Raw genomic sequence first — 16,455 nt, 5'->3', positions numbered from 1 at the left:
TCCCCCACCGTTGCTGTCGCCCATGAACGAAACCGCCCGCGCCACGCCTGACGACGCTATCCTGGTGCGCATCCGCGGCCTGACCACGGTGCTCAACGGCAAGACCATCTTCGACGCGCTGGATCTGGACATTCCGCGCGGCAAGATCACCTCGATCATGGGCCCCAGCGGCACCGGCAAGACTACCCTGCTCAAGCACATCACCGGACAGATGTACGCCGACGCCGGCAGCATTCACCTCGACGGCCGCGACGTGGCCGGGCTGTCGCGCGAGCAGCTGTACAAGCTGCGCGAAGGCGTGGGCTACCTGTTCCAGAACTCCGCGCTGTTGACGGACTTCGACGTGTTCGAGAACGTGGCGTTCCCGCTGCGCCAGCACACGAAGCTGCCCGAGGTGCTGATCCGCAACCTGGTGCTGATGAAGCTGCAGGCGGTGGGCCTGCGCGGCGCCGCGCGGCTGATGCCGAACGAACTGTCCGGCGGCATGGCGCGGCGGGTGGCGCTGGCGCGGGCGATCGTGTTCGACCCGCAGCTGATCCTGTACGACGAACCGTTCGTGGGGCTCGACCCGGTGGCGCTGAATCAGGTGCTGAAGCTGATCCAGACGCTGAACCAGACCCTCGGCATCACCAGTGTGCTGGTCTCGCACGAACTGCCCGCGGTGCAGCGCATCGCCCACCACGTGGCCCTGCTTTCCAACGGCAAGGTGGTGGCACAGGGCGACCCGGCGACGATCGCCGACGACGGCTCGCCGTGGACGCGGCAGTTCTTCGGCGGCGAGGCGGATGGGCCGATCCCGTTCCGCTACCCGGCCGCCGACTACGCCACCGAGCTGGGCTTTGCCGGAGCGGCGAAATGAACGCACGGGCGCCGCAAGGCAACAATGTGGTGACCCAGTCGCTGGCGCAGATCGGCGCCTGTGGCCTGTTCCTGCTGACCCTGCTGGGGGCGGTGCCGCGCAGCTTCCGCTACCTGCGCGAAACCGTCCGCCAGCTGTGGTTTGTCGGCGCGATGAGCCTGACCATCATCATGGTCTGCGGCCTGTTCGTCGGCATGGTGCTGATGCTGCAGCTGTACCACGTGCTGTCGATCTTCGGCGGCACCTCGGCCAGCGGCATGGTGGTGGCGCTGTCGGTGTACCGCGAGCTGGGGCCGGTGGTCACCGCGCTGCTGTTCGCCGGGCGCGCCGGCACCGCGATCACCGCCGAGATCGGCCTGATGCGCGCCACCGACCAGATTTCCGCGATGGAAATGATGGCGGTCGACCCGATCGCCTACGTCGCCACGCCGCGCTTCCTGGCCGGGCTGATCGCGATGCCGCTGCTGTGCTGCGTGTTCTGCGCCATGGCCATCTTCGGCGGCCACCTGGTCGGTGTGACCTGGCTCGGCATCGACAACGGCACGTTCTGGTCGAACATGACCGCCCAGGTCGACGTGCACACCGACATCGTCAACGGCGTGCTGCTGAAGAGCCTGGCGTTCGGCGCGGTGGTCTCGCTGATCGCGGTGTTCCAGGGTTTCACCACGCCACCGACCAGCGAGGGCGTGGCCTATGCCACCACCCGCACCGTGGTGGCGTCGTCGATCGCCATCCTGGCGCTCGATTTCGTCCTTACCGCCTTCCTGATGTGACTGCCATGACCTGTCGTTTTCCGAGGATCCTGCCGTGAGCCAACCGAGAAGTTCCTACGCCGTCGGCACCGGCCTGTTCATCGTGCTGGGCTTCGCCGCGCTGGCCTACCTGGCGACGCAAACCAGCTCGGTGGCGAACGTGCGCCAGGGCGACAGCTACGTCGTCGATGCGCAGTTCACCAACATCGGCCAGTTGAAGGAGCGCGCGCCGGTGAAGATCGCCGGCGTGCGGGTCGGCCAGGTGCAGTCGATCGCGCTGAAGCCGGGCGGCGACGTAGCCGACGTCAAGCTGTCGATCGACAAGACCTATGACCGCATCCCGCGGGATTCGGTGGCGACGATCTTCACCAGTGGTCTGCTCGGCGACCAGTACGTGGGCATCGAGTACGGCAGCGCGAAGCAGATGGTGGCCGCCGGGGGCACACTGGCGCGCACCAAGTCGACCCAGCCGCTGGAAGAGATGCTGGGCAAGTTCTTCGGCGCCGGCGGCGTGGTCGACAATGTCGGCGGCAGCTATGCGGTCAAGGCGGCCTTCACCAACGTCGGCACGCTGTCGGCCGGTGCGCCGGTGAAGATGGCCGGCGTGGTGATCGGCAGCGTGCAGTCGGTGCATGCCGACCCGGTCAAGCTGAATGCCGAGGTGGTGCTGTCGATCGACAAGCGCTACGACGCGATTCCCGACGATTCGTCCGCCGCGGTGTTCACCAGCGGTTTGATCGGCAGCCAGTATGTTGCGATCCAGCCGGGCGGTTCGCCCGATGCGCTCAAGGACGGCGACGAGATGATCCTGACCCAGTCTGCGTTGCAGCTGGAGGACCTGATCGGCAAGTTCCTGGTCAACGGTTCGCCCGGCGACAAGAAAGATGCCGGCAACGGCAACAAATAGCCCGCCATTCCCCGCCGGCTCGCCGAGCCGGCTCTGCCCAAGGAGTTACCCATGTTGCGCAGTCTGGCTCTTGCCACCGCCATCGCATTCGGTGCCGTCATCGCGGCCCCGGCCTTCGCCCGGGCGGATGCCGTGGCCCCGGCCGCCGCACAGCAGGCTCCGGTGGCGGTCGTGCAGACCATCGCCGACCAGCTGGCCACGGCGATCGAGGGGCATCGCGACGAGTTGAAGAAGAACCAGGAGAAGCTCATCAGCGTCATCGATGAGGTGTTCCTGCCGCACTTCGACATCGACTACGCCTCGATCCTGGTGCTCGGCCAGCATGCCCGCGAAGCCAGCCCGGCACAGCGCGAGCGCTTCGCCCGGGCGTTCTACAACTCGATCACCCACCGCTACGCCGAAGGCCTGCTCAACTACACCCGCGGCCGGGTCAAGGTGCTGCCGTTCAAGGGCGACCTCAACGACAAGCGCACCGTGGTGCGCACCCAGGTGGTGCTGGACGACGGCAAGCTGGTGTCGGTCGACTATGCCTTCCGCAAGGGGCGCAACGGCGACTGGAAGGCCTACGACGTGATCATCGAGGGCATCTCCTACGTCACCAACTACCGCAACCAGGTGGACGCGGAGATCCGCAAGGTCGGTATCGAGCAGCTGATCAGCAATATCGAAAGCCAGGGCTCCAAGGCGCTGGACACGATGGCCAAGGACAACAAGGACAAGTCATGACGCAGACCGCCGCCGGTTTCCAGCTGGATACCGGCACGCCCGGCACGCTGGGCGTGCGCGGCGAGCTGAGCTTCGATACCGCGGCTGCCGCGTGGCAGGCGATCCGCTCCGCACTGGCGGGTGCTCCGGTGTCGCAGCTGGACCTGGCCGACGTGCGGCACAGCGACAGCGCCGGGCTGGCCTGCGTGCTGGCGATCGCGGCCGATGCTGCCCGGCGCGGGCAGATGCTGCGGGTCGTGCGCATGCCGGCCGGCATGCAGTCGCTGGCGCAAGTCTGCGAGGTCGACCGGCTGCTCGCCTGAGACCTAAGGCCCCGGGCCACGCAAGGGAAGAAGGGGCCGCAAGGCCCCTTCTTCATGTCCGCCGTGCGGTCGCGGTCACTGCTGCTTGCCGGTCTTGTCCGGGTGCTTGTTTTCCCACTGGTGCTGTTGGTCCAGCAGTTCCTCGGGATCGAAGTTCTGCTCGTCCAGGCCCTGCATCTGCTGGATGATCTCCACCGGCGGGTTGCCGTCGTAGATCTTGTACAGGCGCTGCTGCCGGTACGCGTCGCGAATGAACACGTACGGATCGTAGGCGGACTGCAGGAAGCTCTCCGCGTCGATGGCACGCGAGCGCAAGGTCACCAGATACATCGCCTGCGGCAGGTACTGCAGGCCGTTGTAGTGATGGTTGTTGGCGTACAGGCTCAAGGGGTCGAAGAAGTAGCTGTCGACCGGCAGGCGCCAGACGTCGCGGGCGGTATTGGGGCCGAAGAACGGCAACATCAGGAAGTCGCCTTCCGGGGCACCCCAGCGCGCCAGGGTGATGCCGAAGTCGTTGTCTTCGATCGGCAGGCCGAGCTGGCTGGCCGGGTCGAAGAAGCCGCCGATGCCCAGGGTCAGGTTCACCAGGAAGCGACCGGTGCTCTGCAGCGCCTGCTTCGGGCGCGCCTGCAGTACGTCGTTGGCGACCGTGACCGGCATGCGGATGTTGGTGAAGAAGTCGCTGAACGAGCGGCGCACCGGCGGATTGGTCACCTTGCGGTAGCCCAGTGCGACCGGACGGATCACCGCCTGGTCCACGGCGTCGTTGAATTTGTAGGCGCCGCGGTTGAATTTCTCCAGCGGATCGTCGGTGCGCGGCTTGGCAATGGTGCAGCCGGCCAGCAGCGCGATCGCGAGCACGGACAACCAGCGGCTCAACTTGGGTAATCGAAGCGGTGAGTGCATCGGTGCGGGGATTCGCGTCGGGGAAGAGTAAGTGTACTGTCTGGTTTTATATCGTGCACGGCTTTCAGCTTGCTTCCATCGGCGGCATCCCGCGGTGCGGCCAGCCCGCCATGATACGCGTCGCGCGCATTGCCAGCAAAGCATCCGCTCCTCTACACTGTCAGGCCATATAAGTCATTTTATTCTCTAAGGATTTCGCATGGCACGCATTACCGTGGAAGACTGCCTCGAGGTGGTCGACAACCGTTTCGAACTGGTATTGATGGCGACCAAGCGCGCCCGCCAACTGGAAAAGGGCGCCGAGCCGGCCGTCAACCCGGACCATGACAAGCCGACCGTGCTGGCGCTGCGCGAGATCGCCGCCCGTCGCATCGACCAGGCCACGATCGACCAGATCGACAAGGCCGAGCGCGAGCGCGCCGAGCGCGAGGCGCTGGAATGGGCCGCGGCCGAGGTCGACGACGACCTGTCCAAGGGCGGCGACGACTGATGGACGGCGGCTGCTGTAGCAAGCGTCCCTGTCGCGCCGGCGCGTCCGGTGCGACGGTCGGCGCACGCCGCGCAGCCACCCGTTACACCTGCCGCGAGGTAGGCGCCTGAACAGGCGCCGGCACCGATGACTGCGGCCACCCCCTCCGCCACGGTCGACCTGTCCGCGCTGCCGCCTTACGCGCTGGCGCTGAAAGAACGCATCGCCTATCTGCCCGAAGCGCAGATCGATCGTGTGCTACGCGCGTTCCAGCTCGGCGCGCAGGCACACGCCGGGCAGGAGCGCAAGAGCGGCGAGCCGTACATCACCCACCCGGTGGCGGTGGCCGGCATCCTGGCCGAACTTGGGCTGGATGCCGAGACGATCATCGCGGCGATCCTGCACGACACCCTGGAAGACACCGAGCTCAGCCGCGAGACGCTAGCCACCGAGTTCGGCGAAGTGGTGGCCGAGCTGGTCGACGGCGTCACCAAGCTGGACAAGATGCGCTTCGGCAGCCGCCAGGAAGCCGATGCGGAAAGCTTCCGCAAGATGCTGCTGGCGATGGCGCGCGACATCCGGGTGATCCTGATCAAGCTGGCCGACCGCCTGCACAACATGCGCACGCTCGGCGCCAAGGACGCGCCCTCGCGTCGCCGCATCGCGCGCGAGACGCTGGAGATCTTCGCGCCGATCGCGCAGCGCCTGGGCATGAACAAATTCAAGGCGGAGCTGCAGGACCTGGGCTTCCGCGCGCTGTACCCGGACCGCTACCGGGTGATCAGCGAACGCATCCGCGCCGCGCTCGGCAACCGGCGCGAGGCGATGGGCAAGATCGAGGCGGCGCTGTCCGCGCGGCTGGCCGCCGACCACCTGCCGGCGCGCGTGGTCGGCCGGATCAAGTCGCCGTGGAGCATCTATTCGAAGATGCGCAACGACCACAAGAGTTTCGCCCAGCTGATGGACGTCTACGGCTTCCGCGTGGTGGTGGACAGCGCGATGAGCTGCTACATGGCGCTCGGCGTGGTGCATGCGCTGTACAAGCCGGTCGACCGCCGCTTCAAGGACTTCATCGCGATCCCCAAGGCGAACGGCTACCAGTCGTTGCACACCGTGCTGCTGGGGCCGTTCGGCGCGCCGATCGAGGTGCAGATCCGCACCGCCGAGATGGATTCGGTGGCCGAGCGCGGCGTCGCCGCGCACTGGGCCTACAAGACCGATTCGGGGCCGGCCAACAGCGCGCAGGCGCGCGCGCGCGAATGGCTGTCCTCGCTGGTCGACAGCTCGGCGAGCACGGTGTCGTCGTCGGAATTCATCGAGAACGTCAAGATCGACCTGTTCCCCGACGAGGTCTACCTGTTCACCCCGCGCGGCGACATCCTGTCGCTGCCGCGCAACGCCACCGCGCTGGATTTCGCCTACGCCGTGCATACCGACGTGGGCGACCACGCGGTGGCCGCGCGCGTGGACAAGAAGCTGCTGCCGCTGCGCGCGAAGCTGGAGTCCGGCCAGCTGGTGGAGATCATCACCGCGCCGTCGGCGGTACCGAACCCGGCGTGGCTGGAAGTGGTCGTCACCGGCAAGGCGCGCACCGCGATCCGCCAGTACCTGAAACACCTGCAGCACGAGGACGCGGTGGATTTCGGCCACCGCATGCTCGACCGCGCGCTGGACGCGCAGGGCAGCAGCCTGGACGGCATCCCGCCGGCGGTGCTGGACCGGTTCCTGGATACCTCCAAGCTGAAACGGCTGGAGGAGTTGCTGTCCGACATCGCGCTGGGCAACCGCATGCCCGACGTGGTCGCCAGCCAGCTGCTGGCGTCGCGCGGGCGGAAAGCCGGCAAGCCGCAGGCGTCGGCGCACGCACACGAGAAGATCCGCATCACCGGCGCCGAGCGCGGCGTGCTCAGCTTCGCCAATTGCTGCCATCCGCTGCCGGGCGACGAGATCATCGGCTACCTGTCCTCGGGCAAGGGCATCGTGGTGCATCGCGAGGAGTGCCCGAACGTGGTCGAGCTGCGCAAGTCGCCCGAACGCTGCGTGGCGATCGAGTGGGACCGCGACGTGCAGGGCGACTACCGCGCCGAGCTGCGCATCGAGGTGATCAACCGCCCCGGCGTGCTGGCCACCGTGGCCGCCGCGATCGCCGCCGCCGACTCGAACATCGAGAACGTGGAATACGTCGAGCGCGATGCCGCCGCGGCGACGCTGCTGTTCGCGATGGAAGTGAAGAGCCGCAAGCATCTGGCCGACGTGATCCGCCGCGTGCGCCGCACCGGCGTGGTCAGCGGCGCCTATCGCTACCCGCTGTAGCAGCGCACCGCGTGCGCGAAAGCCGGCAGGCGATTGAACCCGGCCTTTCCGCGCACAGGGCGCGCTCCTACAATCATGTCCATCTTCACTCGAGGCAAGCCCATGTCCCGCAGCATCATCTCCACCGAGCAAGCCCCCGCCGCGATCGGCCCGTATTCGCAGGCCGTGCGTGCCGGCCAGACCGTGTACTTCTCCGGCCAGATCCCGCTGGACCCGGCCACCGGCGCGCTGGTCGACGGCGACATCAGTGCGCAGACGCGGCGCGTGTTCGACAACCTCACCGCGGTGGCGGCGGCGGCCGGCGGCTCGCTGGCGCAGATCGTGCGCGTCGGTATCTACGTTACCGACCTGGCGAACTTCGCCGCGGTCAATGCGGTGATGGCCGAGTACTTCCAGCAGCCGTACCCGGCGCGTTCCACCATCGAGGTGTCCGGTCTGCCGAAGGCGGCGCAGGTCGAGGTCGATGCGGTGATGGTGCTGGACTGAACCCGGTCGGCGCCCGGCGCCGACACTCATTGTCGGCGTGCGGCTTACGACAGGAGACGGTGCTCGGTTAGGCTTGCAGGCCATGGCCACCCGCCCCGTTCGTCCCGCTCCCGCTATCGGTACCGACCCGGGCATCACGTCTGTCGGTGCGCTGCCGGGCGTCGGACCGGCGCTGGTGGCGTCACTGGCGCGGCTCGGGCTGGAGCGGGTGCAGGACCTGTGGTTCCACCTGCCGCTGCGCTACGAGGACAAGACCCGGATCAGCACGATCGCCGACCTGCGCGCGGGCGATCGCGCGCAGGTCGAGGGTGTGGTCGAGGCGGTCGAGCGCGGCTTTCGTTATCGCCCGCAGCTGAAGGTGGCGATCGGCGACGCCAGTGGGCAGACTCTGCTGCTGCGCTTCTTCCACTTCAACCGCGCACAGGCCGAACAGCTGCTGCCGGGCACGCGATTGCTCTGCTACGGCGAGGTACGCCATGCCGCGCAGGGCCTGGAGATGGTGCACCCGAACTATCGGCGCCTGGACGGGGCGACGGTCGCCGCCGTCGACGAGTCGCTCAGCCCGGTCTATCCGACCACCGAGGGGCTCGGCCCGAAGCGGCTGGCCGGGGTGATCGGCAAGGCGCTGGCGCTGCTGCCGCCAGCGGCGCAACTGGAGCTGATCCCGCCCGAGCTGTGCGCGAAGCACGGGCTCACCTCGTTGCGCGACGCGTTGCTGTACGTGCACCGTCCGCCGCCGGATGCGCATCTGGGCCAGTTGATGCTGGGCCGGCATCCGGCGCAGCAGCGCCTGGCGTTCGAGGAACTGTTGACCCAGCACCTGAGCCTGAAGCGCATGCGCGCGGCGGTGCGGCGGCGGCGCGCGCCGGAACTGGGCGGCACGGGCGAGTTGCGCCGGCTGCTGCTGCAGGGGTTGCCGTTCCGGCTGACTGCGGCCCAGCAGCGCGTCGGCGAAGAGGTGGCGCGCGACCTGGTCCGGCCGCAGCCAATGCTGCGGCTGGTGCAGGGCGATGTCGGATCCGGCAAGACCGTAGTTGCCGCGCTGGCGGCGCTGGCGGCGGTGGAATCGGGGCACCAGGTCGCGCTGATGGCACCGACCGAACTGCTGGCCGAACAGCACCTGCACAATTTCCGGCATTGGCTGCAGCCGCTCGGCATCGAGGTGGAGTGGCTGGCCGGCAAGGTCACCGGCAAGGCACGCAAGCAGGTATTGGCGCGGGTGGCCGCCGGCGCGCCGGTGGTGGTCGGCACGCATGCGCTGATGCAGGAAGGCGTGGCGTTCGCGCGGCTCGGCCTGGTGATCGTCGACGAGCAGCACCGCTTCGGCGTGCAGCAGCGGCTGGCGCTGCGCGACAAGGGCAGGGACGGCGAACGGGTGCCGCACCAGCTGGTGCTGACCGCCACGCCGATCCCGCGCACGCTGGCGATGAGCGCCTATGCCGACCTGGACGTGTCCTCGATCGACGAGCTGCCGCCCGGGCGCACGCCGGTGCAGACCATCGCGATCTCCAACGCGCGGCGCAGCGAGGTGATCGAGCGCATCCATGCCGCTTGCGGCGAGGGTCGCCAGGCGTACTGGGTGTGCACGCTGATCGAGGAATCCGAGCAGCTGCGCGCGCAGGCGGCCGAGGTGGCGCATGTGGAGTTGTCCGCCGCGCTGGCCGGCTTCCGGGTCGGCCTGATCCACGGCCGCATGAAACCGAAGGAAAAACAGGCGGTGATGGACGCGTTCAAGGCCGGCGAACTGGCCGTGCTGGTGGCGACCACGGTGATCGAGGTGGGCGTGGACGTGCCGAACGCCAGCCTGATGGTGATCGAGAACAGCGAACGGCTCGGCCTGGCCCAATTGCACCAGCTGCGCGGGCGGGTCGGCCGCGGTGCGGTGGCGTCGAACTGCGTGCTGCTGTACCAGCCGCCGTTGGGCCAGCTGGCACGTGAGCGGCTGCAGGTGATGCGCGACACCAACGACGGCTTCCGCATCGCCGAGAAGGATCTCGAACTGCGCGGCCCCGGCGAGGTGCTGGGCACCCGTCAGACCGGCCAGCTCAGCTTCCGTATCGCCGATCTCGCCCGCGACGCGCACCTGCTGCCGGCGGTGCAGCAGGTCGGGGAGCACATGCTGGCGGAGCACCCGCGGCAGACCACACAATTGATCGAGCGCTGGATCGGCGGCGCAGCACGCTACGCACATGCGTGATTTTTGCGATCATCCCTGATCGCGAAAAAATCGCCCGGAGCGATTTTTGACATCGCGCCAGCGATGGCCCCAAGGGCGGCCGCCAAGGATGGTGGCCGCAAGATCAAACGGGCGGCCATCCTTGGCCGCACTTTTCAATGTTTTTGCAATCATCCCTGATTGCGAAGATCAAACGGGCGGCCATCCTTGGCCGCACTTTTCAATTCCTGCGACTATCCATCCATGAGCAAGCCGCAACTCCTGATCGACACCGATCCCGGCGTGGACGACGCGCTGGCCATCCTGATGGCCTACGCCCACGCCGATATCGCCGGCCTCAGCATCGCCGCCGGCAACGTGGGCCTGGGCCATACCGTGCGCAACGCGCGCACCCTGGTTGACCTGGCCGGCGCGGCCACACCGGTGTTCGCCGGCTGCAGCACGCCGCTGGTGCGCGCGGCGGACGAGGATGCCGCGTTCGTGCATGGCCAGGACGGCTTCGGCGATATCGGCTTTGCCGAGCCGGCCGCCGCGCTGGCCGACGAGCCGGCCGCGCTGGCCCTGCTGCGGCTGACCCACGAACGGCCGGGCGAGCTGACCCTGGTGGCGCTGGGCCCGCTGACCAACCTGGCGCTGGCGCTGCGGCTCGACCCGGGCCTGCCCGGACGGGTGGCGCGGCTGGTGGTGATGGGCGGCGCGGTCACCGGCCACGGCAACACCGGCAAGGTACCGGCCGAGTTCAACGTCGGCTTCGACCCGGAGGCGGCGCACGTGGTGTTCGAGGCGTTCCCGGCGTTCGACCTGGTCGACTGGGAAGCCACCCTGCGGCATGCGTTCGACGATGCCGAGTTCGATCGCTGGCTGGCCGCCGGCGACCGGCGCGCGGCGTTCTTCGGCAAGATCATGGGCGCGGCGCGCCGCTACAACGCGAAGCACGATCGCCGTGGCGTGATCGCCGCCGATGCGCTGGCGATGGCGGTAGCGCTGGATCCCTCGATCGTGACCCGCCGCGAGACCCGGGCGGTGGCGGTGGAACTGGACGGTCGCCTGACCCGCGGCGCCACCGTGGTCGATTGGAGCGCACGCTTGGGCTGGCCGGCCCGGGCGAACATCGTGCTGGAAGTCGACCAGATCCGCTTTGCCGCGATGGTGCGGCGTGCGCTGGGCGTGCCGGGCTGACGCGGACTTGCGGGCACAGCCGCTTCCTCGTTACAATGCCGCTCTTTTCACCACCGCTTTAGAGCCAGCCATGAAGCCTGATATCCATCCGAACTACGTCCCGGTGGTGTTCCAGGACCTGTCGTCCGACTTCGCGTTCCTGACCAAGTCGACCATGTCCAGCAAGGAAACCATCAAGTGGGAAGACGGCAATGAGTACCCGCTGATCAAGGTGGATATCTCCAGCCATTCGCACCCGTTCTACACCGGCAAGCAGAAGACGCTGGACGTCGGCGGCCGCGTCGACAAGTTCCGTCGCCGCTACGCGGGTTCGGTCAAGGAATAAGTGACGGCGACGGCCGGCGCCTGGCGCCGGTCGTGCGGATCCCGTTCGGGACACGGGGCAGGCGCAGGCCTGCCCCGTGTCTTTTTGCGTTTGCCATTCGACCATTCGCCATCGAATGCAAACCTGACCTTGTGCGATAATGGTCGGTGAACTGGCGTTGCGACGCCGGTCGCATCGCGTGTTTCCCCGGCACGCCATGCCCCAAGCATTCCTTCGCCGGCCGGCGCCACCCTTGCGGTTGCCGGCGGCGACGACCCACATGTCAGGAGGTTTCCGTGTCCGATCCCAAGACCGTCAAGCTGGTGGATGAGTCGAGCAAGCGCAGCAGCGAACTGCCGCTGGTCAGCGGCACGCTCGGTCCGGCGTGCATCGACATCGCCACGCTGTACAAGGACACCGGCCACTTCACCTACGACCCCGGCTTCGGCTCGACCGCCAGCACCAAGAGCGCGATCACCTACATCGACGGCGACCAGGGCGTGCTGCTGTATCGCGGCTACCCGATCGAGCAGCTGGCGGAGAGCTCCAGCTTCCTCGAGGTGGCCTACCTGCTGCTCAATGGCGAGCTGCCGAAGCCGGCCGAGTTCGCCACGTTCGAACACGACGTCGCGCACCACACGATGTTGCACGAGTCGCTGAAGAACTTCTTCCAGGGCTTCCACCACGACGCGCATCCGATGGCGATGCTGGCCGCCGCGGTGGCGTCGCTGTCGGCGTTCTACCACGACGACCTCAACGTGGACGACCCGGCCGACCGCAAGCTTGCCGCGATCCGCCTGATCGCCAAGATGCCGACGATCGCCGCCGCCTGCTACCGCTACTCGATCGGCTGGCCGATGCGCTATCCGCGCAACAACCTGGAATACGTCGACCGCTTCCTGCACATGATGTTCGAGGTGCCTAGCGAGCCGCTGCAGATGAACCCGGTCGCGGCCAAGGCGCTGGACCTGCTGTTCATCCTGCACGCCGACCACGAGCAGAACGCGTCCACCTCGACCGTGCGCCTGGTCGGCTCCACCGGCGCGAACCCGTACGCGTCGATCGCCGCCGGCATCACCGCGCTGTGGGGCCCCGCGCATGGCGGCGCCAACGAGGCCGTGCTCAAGCAGCTGCAGGAGATCGGCACGCCGGACAACGTCGAGTCGGCGATCCTGCGCGCGAAGGACAAGAACGACAGCTTCCGCCTGATGGGCTTCGGCCATCGCGTGTACAAAAACTTCGATCCGCGCGCGAAGATCATCCGCGAAATGTGCCACAAGGTGCTGGCCGAGCTGGGCGTCAACGACCCGCTGCTGGACGTGGCGATGAAGCTGGAGGAGGCGGCGCTGAAGGACGAGTACTTCGTCGAGCGCAAGCTGTACCCGAACGTCGACTTCTATTCCGGCATCATCTACAAGGCGCTGGGCATTCCCACCGAGATGTTCACCGTGATGTTCGCGATCGCGCGCACTGCCGGCTGGATCGCGCACTGGATCGAGCAGCACGAAACGCCCGGATCGCGCATCGGTCGCCCGCGCCAGGTCTATACCGGCGCCGACGTGCGCAACTACGTGCCGACCGCCAAGCGCTGATCGCCCGCGCCGTGCCAACAAAAAGCCCCGGCCTCAGCCGGGGCTTTTTTGTGCAGCAAGCCGGGCCGGCTCAGCGCAAGGCTGCGCTGAGCCGCTGCTCGAAGGTATCGTCGACGTCCTCGTCGAGCAGCATTTCCACCTGTGCCAGCGAGGCGCGCCGCATCGGCCGGTCGTCGGCGCGGTCCAGCGGGGCCTGGCGCAGCGCATCGCGCGGCAGCACGGTGAGGTCGAACGGCAGCTCGTCGGCGGCAAACAGCAGCACCGGATATTCGGGCTGCTCGTCGCGGCTGTAGCGCAGCCGGCGCACCTGGGTCTCGATCGGCACGCCGCGCTCGCGCAGGTACAGCGTGACCGCCTCCGGGTCGTCGCTGTACACATGCAGGCAGACCGCCGAATGCGCGTCGGCGGTGCCTTCGAGCACGCTGCCGACCAGGCGCGGCTCGAACGCGGCCAGGAAACGCATCGCCTCGACCGCCGCCTCGCGGCGCTGGCGCAGCAGTTGCGGCTGGCTGTCGGCGAGGAACAGGCGCTGGTGTTCGCGCAAGGCCTGCTCGACCTCCAGGTTGCGCGGCAGCGCTTGGTTGTCGAGGATGCCCAGCCGCTCGGCGGCCTTCAGCTTGGCGTGGTGGAAGTCGCGGATGCCGTGTTCGCTCATCAGCCTTGCGGCTTCCTGGGCGACCCGCAGGCGGTTGCGCTGCAGGCGGTCGTGCGCGTGGATGCGGTGGTGGTCGCCTCGGGACATGGCGCGCTCCTCATCGATCGGTAACCGGCAGCTTCCTCTTGCCGGAAGCCGCGTCGAAGGCTCAGAAGATGTCGTAGGCGTGCTGCTGGTCCTGTTCCTTCTGCTGGGCGGCCTGGCTGCGCAGCCGGTCGACGTCTTCCACCTTGAACATCTCGTTGATGCCGTCCGGATCGTCCGACGAGGCGGGCAGGCCGCTGTCGCGGTTGATCCATACCGTACTGATTCCCGGCGGCATCGGCAACGTGCTCGACGGCTGTCCCTTCAGCACACTGCCCATGTAGGACATCCAGATCGGCAGCGCGGCCCTGGCGCCGAACTCGCCGCGGCCGAGCGAGTTGTAGTTGTCGAAGCCCACCCACACGGCGGTCGACAGCTCGCCGTCGAAACCGACGAACCAGGCGTCGCGGTGGTCGTTGGTGGAGCCGGTCTTGCCGGCCAGATCGTCGCGACCCAGCGCGCGTGCGGCCGAGCCGGTGCCACGCAGGATCACGTCCTTCATCAGCGAGGTCACCAGGTAGTCGTTGCGCGCCTCGATCACGTGCGGCGCGAGCACCGGCGGGTGCGCGCCGTCGCCGTGCGCGTCGGCAGGCAGTACCGCGTCGCCGACGCCATCGATGCTGCTGGATTCAGCGGGTGCCGCAGACGAGGTGCTGGCGAGGTTGTTGGCCGGTGTGGGATTCATTCCGGCCGGTGGCGGCCCGGGCGGCTGCGTGTCGAGCAGGCGCTCCTGGCAGTTGCGGCAGGCGCGCGCGGGGTTGGCCACGTAGACCGCCTGGCCGGTGCGGTCGTCGATTTCGTGGATGAAGTACGGCGTGACCAGGTAGCCGCCGTTGGCGAACACCGCGTAGCCGCGCGCCATGCCCATCGGTGACACCGAGGCGGTGCCCAGCGCCATCGACAGGTTGGCCGGCATCGCGTCCTGCGAGAAGCCGAAACGGGTGGCGTACTCGCGCATGTAGCGCACGCCGACGGCATCGAGCAGGCGCACCGAGACCAGGTTCTTCGACTGCACCAGCGCTTCGCGCAGGCGCATCGGCCCGGCGAACTTGTCGTCGTCGTTGGAGGGCGTCCAGATGCCGTTCGGGCGCGAGGGGTCGGGCAGGGCGAGCGGCGCATCGTTGATGATCGAGGCCGGGGTGAAGCCGCGCTCGAACGCTGCCGAGTACAGGTAGGGCTTGAAGCTGGAGCCGGGCTGGCGCGCCGCCATCACGGCCCGGTTGAACTTGCTGCGCACGAAGTTGAAGCCGCCCACCAGCGCCTGGATCGAGCCGTCCTCCGGCGCGATCGAGGCTAGCGCGGCCTGCGCCTCGGGGATCTGCGCCAGCTGCCACTCGCCCTTGTCGTCGCGCGCCAGCCGGATGATGTCGCCGCGCTTGAGCACGCCGTCGACGCGGGTCGGCGCCGCGCCGACACGGTCGTCGCTGATGTGCGGACGCGCCCAGCTGACGGCGGCCAGGTCGAGGATGACGCTCTCGCGGCTGGACAGGTAGACCGTGGCCTGCTTCGCGTCGCTGGCGGTGACGACGCCCGGCTGCATGCCGGAGACGCTGGCGTAGGCGGACAGCAGGCCGTCGAGGTCCGCCTCGCCGGCGCCGGCCGGCAGGTCCTGGTGGGCCTCCGGTCCGCGCCAGCCGTGCCGGCGGTCATAGGCGACCAGCCCGTCGCGCAGTGCTTCCACGGCGGCTTGCTGGCGGCTGCTCTGCAGCGTGGTCCTGACCACGTAACCCTCGGTCAGCGCATCGTTGCCGAAGCGGTCGAGCACCTGCCGGCGCACCATCTCGGCCAGGTAAGGGGCATCCACCTCGATCGGCTGCTCGTGCGGGTAGGCATGGTTCGGCTCGGCGATCGCCTGTTCGTACACGGCCCGGGTGATGTAGTCGTGGCGCAGCATTTCGCCCAGTACCCAGTTGCGCCGGGCCATCGCCCGCTTCGGGCTGTTGATCGGATTGACCGCCGAGGGCAGCTGGAAGGTCGAGGCGATCAGTGCGCATTCGGCCACGGTCAGCTGGTCCAGCGTCTTGCCGTAGTAATACTCGGCCGCCGCGGCCACGCCGTAGGAGCGGTGGCCGAGGAACATCTTGTTGAGATACAGCTCGAGGATCTGGTCCTTGCTCAGCTCATGCTCGATGCGCAGCGCGATGAAGATCTCGGTGAGCTTGCGCGAATACAGTTTTTCGGGGCTCAGGAAGAAGTTGCGGGCCACCTGCTGGGTGATGGTGGAGCCGCCGGGGCCCTTGTCGCCGCCGGTTACCAGCACATGCCAGCCGGCGCGCGCGATGCCGTGCCAGTCCACGCCGGGGTGGTGGTAGAAGTCCGCGTCCTCGGCCGACAGCACGGCGTGCTTGAGCCGGTCCGGCACGTTCCCGATATCCACCGGGATGCGCCGGGTCTCGCCGAAGCTGGCGATCAGCTTGCCGTCGGCGCTCAGCACGCGCAGCGGCACCTGCATCGGGTAGTTCTTCAGTTCGGCCACCGAGGGGAGCCTCGGGGCGATCAGCCAATACGCCACACCTACCGCGACAACTGCCAGGAGCAAACCGGAAAAGGCCAGGACCAGAGCCCAGCGCAGCAAGCGTTTGAAAATTTGCATGGTGTGGGGATAGCGAGACCTGAGTCAAAACATGACAGAGTATAGATGTAGGAGTATTCCCGGCATGAGGCGCGGTCGAGCAATTGCAAAGGCCGGTCCGCAAAGCAAGGGTCGAGCCAAGGGCGGGGTTCCCCCAAATGTGGCGAGGATCA

General features: G+C 67.8%; 15 protein-coding genes. 12 read left to right on the top strand and 3 right to left on the bottom strand.

Annotated elements, in window-relative coordinates:
* Window positions 1–22: 22 nt before the first annotated feature.
* Genes R2APBS1_RS16310 through R2APBS1_RS16290 form a run of 5 tightly spaced genes read left to right on the top strand, consistent with a single transcriptional unit; the run spans window position 23 to window position 3,546 of the window.
* Window positions 23–859: an ABC transporter ATP-binding protein gene (locus R2APBS1_RS16310; RefSeq protein ID WP_007509543.1), complete on the top strand. Its 837-nt coding sequence runs from the start codon at window positions 23–25 to the stop codon at window positions 857–859.
* A complete protein-coding gene (gene mlaE, locus R2APBS1_RS16305; protein ID WP_007509541.1) occupies window positions 856–1,632 on the top strand; it encodes a lipid asymmetry maintenance ABC transporter permease subunit MlaE in 777 nt (258 codons plus the stop codon). The genes R2APBS1_RS16310 and mlaE overlap by 4 nt, the downstream gene beginning before the upstream one ends.
* A gap of 34 nt (window positions 1,633–1,666) precedes the next feature.
* Complete coding sequence (gene mlaD, locus R2APBS1_RS16300; RefSeq protein WP_007509539.1) at window positions 1,667–2,518, top strand: outer membrane lipid asymmetry maintenance protein MlaD; 852 nt, start codon at window positions 1,667–1,669, stop codon at window positions 2,516–2,518.
* 51 nt (window positions 2,519–2,569) lie between these two features.
* The gene (locus R2APBS1_RS16295) at window positions 2,570–3,244 is read left to right on the top strand and encodes an MlaC/ttg2D family ABC transporter substrate-binding protein (RefSeq protein WP_007509536.1); all 675 of its coding nucleotides are present in this window, start codon (window positions 2,570–2,572) and stop codon (window positions 3,242–3,244) included.
* On the top strand, window positions 3,241–3,546 hold the full coding sequence (locus R2APBS1_RS16290; protein ID WP_015448765.1) for an STAS domain-containing protein: 306 nt from the start codon (window positions 3,241–3,243) through the stop codon (window positions 3,544–3,546). The genes R2APBS1_RS16295 and R2APBS1_RS16290 overlap by 4 nt, the downstream gene beginning before the upstream one ends.
* A gap of 75 nt (window positions 3,547–3,621) precedes the next feature.
* On the opposite strand, the gene R2APBS1_RS16285 is transcribed toward R2APBS1_RS16290, so the two are convergent.
* Window positions 3,622–4,452 (bottom strand): MlaA family lipoprotein, encoded by an 831-nt coding sequence (locus R2APBS1_RS16285; protein ID WP_041676811.1) that lies wholly within the window; start codon window positions 4,450–4,452, stop codon window positions 3,622–3,624.
* Between the two features lie 199 nt (window positions 4,453–4,651).
* Here R2APBS1_RS16285 and rpoZ point away from each other — a divergent pair, with 199 nt between their 5' ends.
* The 7 genes from rpoZ to R2APBS1_RS16250 all read left to right on the top strand — a co-directional run bounded on the left by rpoZ (window position 4,652) and on the right by R2APBS1_RS16250 (window position 12,971).
* Window positions 4,652–4,942 carry a DNA-directed RNA polymerase subunit omega gene (gene rpoZ / locus R2APBS1_RS16280; protein WP_007509529.1) on the top strand — a complete coding sequence of 97 codons (291 nt, stop codon included), beginning with the start codon at window positions 4,652–4,654 and terminating at the stop codon, window positions 4,940–4,942.
* Between the two features lie 126 nt (window positions 4,943–5,068).
* A complete protein-coding gene (locus R2APBS1_RS16275; RefSeq protein ID WP_015448763.1) occupies window positions 5,069–7,234 on the top strand; it encodes a RelA/SpoT family protein in 2,166 nt (721 codons plus the stop codon).
* 102 nt (window positions 7,235–7,336) lie between these two features.
* Window positions 7,337–7,720: a RidA family protein gene (locus R2APBS1_RS16270; protein WP_007509521.1), complete on the top strand. Its 384-nt coding sequence runs from the start codon at window positions 7,337–7,339 to the stop codon at window positions 7,718–7,720.
* 82 nt (window positions 7,721–7,802) lie between these two features.
* Window positions 7,803–9,917: an ATP-dependent DNA helicase RecG gene (gene recG, locus R2APBS1_RS16265; protein ID WP_015448762.1), complete on the top strand. Its 2,115-nt coding sequence runs from the start codon at window positions 7,803–7,805 to the stop codon at window positions 9,915–9,917.
* Between the two features lie 222 nt (window positions 9,918–10,139).
* Window positions 10,140–11,075 carry a nucleoside hydrolase gene (locus R2APBS1_RS16260; protein ID WP_015448761.1) on the top strand — a complete coding sequence of 312 codons (936 nt, stop codon included), beginning with the start codon at window positions 10,140–10,142 and terminating at the stop codon, window positions 11,073–11,075.
* Between the two features lie 70 nt (window positions 11,076–11,145).
* Window positions 11,146–11,400: a type B 50S ribosomal protein L31 gene (locus R2APBS1_RS16255; protein WP_007509511.1), complete on the top strand. Its 255-nt coding sequence runs from the start codon at window positions 11,146–11,148 to the stop codon at window positions 11,398–11,400.
* A 275-nt stretch (window positions 11,401–11,675) separates the two neighbouring features.
* Window positions 11,676–12,971, top strand: a complete 1,296-nt coding sequence (locus R2APBS1_RS16250) for a citrate synthase (protein WP_015448760.1) — start codon at window positions 11,676–11,678, stop codon at window positions 12,969–12,971.
* Between the two features lie 70 nt (window positions 12,972–13,041).
* Here the strand turns inward: R2APBS1_RS16250 and R2APBS1_RS16245 are convergent, their stop codons facing one another.
* Together R2APBS1_RS16245 and R2APBS1_RS16240 are read right to left on the bottom strand one after the other, a co-directional pair.
* Window positions 13,042–13,713 carry a hypothetical protein gene (locus R2APBS1_RS16245; RefSeq protein ID WP_015448759.1) on the bottom strand — a complete coding sequence of 224 codons (672 nt, stop codon included), beginning with the start codon at window positions 13,711–13,713 and terminating at the stop codon, window positions 13,042–13,044.
* 61 nt (window positions 13,714–13,774) lie between these two features.
* The gene (locus R2APBS1_RS16240) at window positions 13,775–16,303 is read right to left on the bottom strand and encodes a penicillin-binding protein 1A (protein ID WP_015448758.1); all 2,529 of its coding nucleotides are present in this window, start codon (window positions 16,301–16,303) and stop codon (window positions 13,775–13,777) included.
* Window positions 16,304–16,455: the final 152 nt, after the last annotated feature.

The sequence above is a fragment of the Rhodanobacter denitrificans genome (assembly GCF_000230695.2).
GTDB lineage: Bacteria > Pseudomonadota > Gammaproteobacteria > Xanthomonadales > Rhodanobacteraceae > Rhodanobacter > Rhodanobacter denitrificans.
This window is presented reverse-complemented; position numbering and strand designations above follow the sequence as displayed.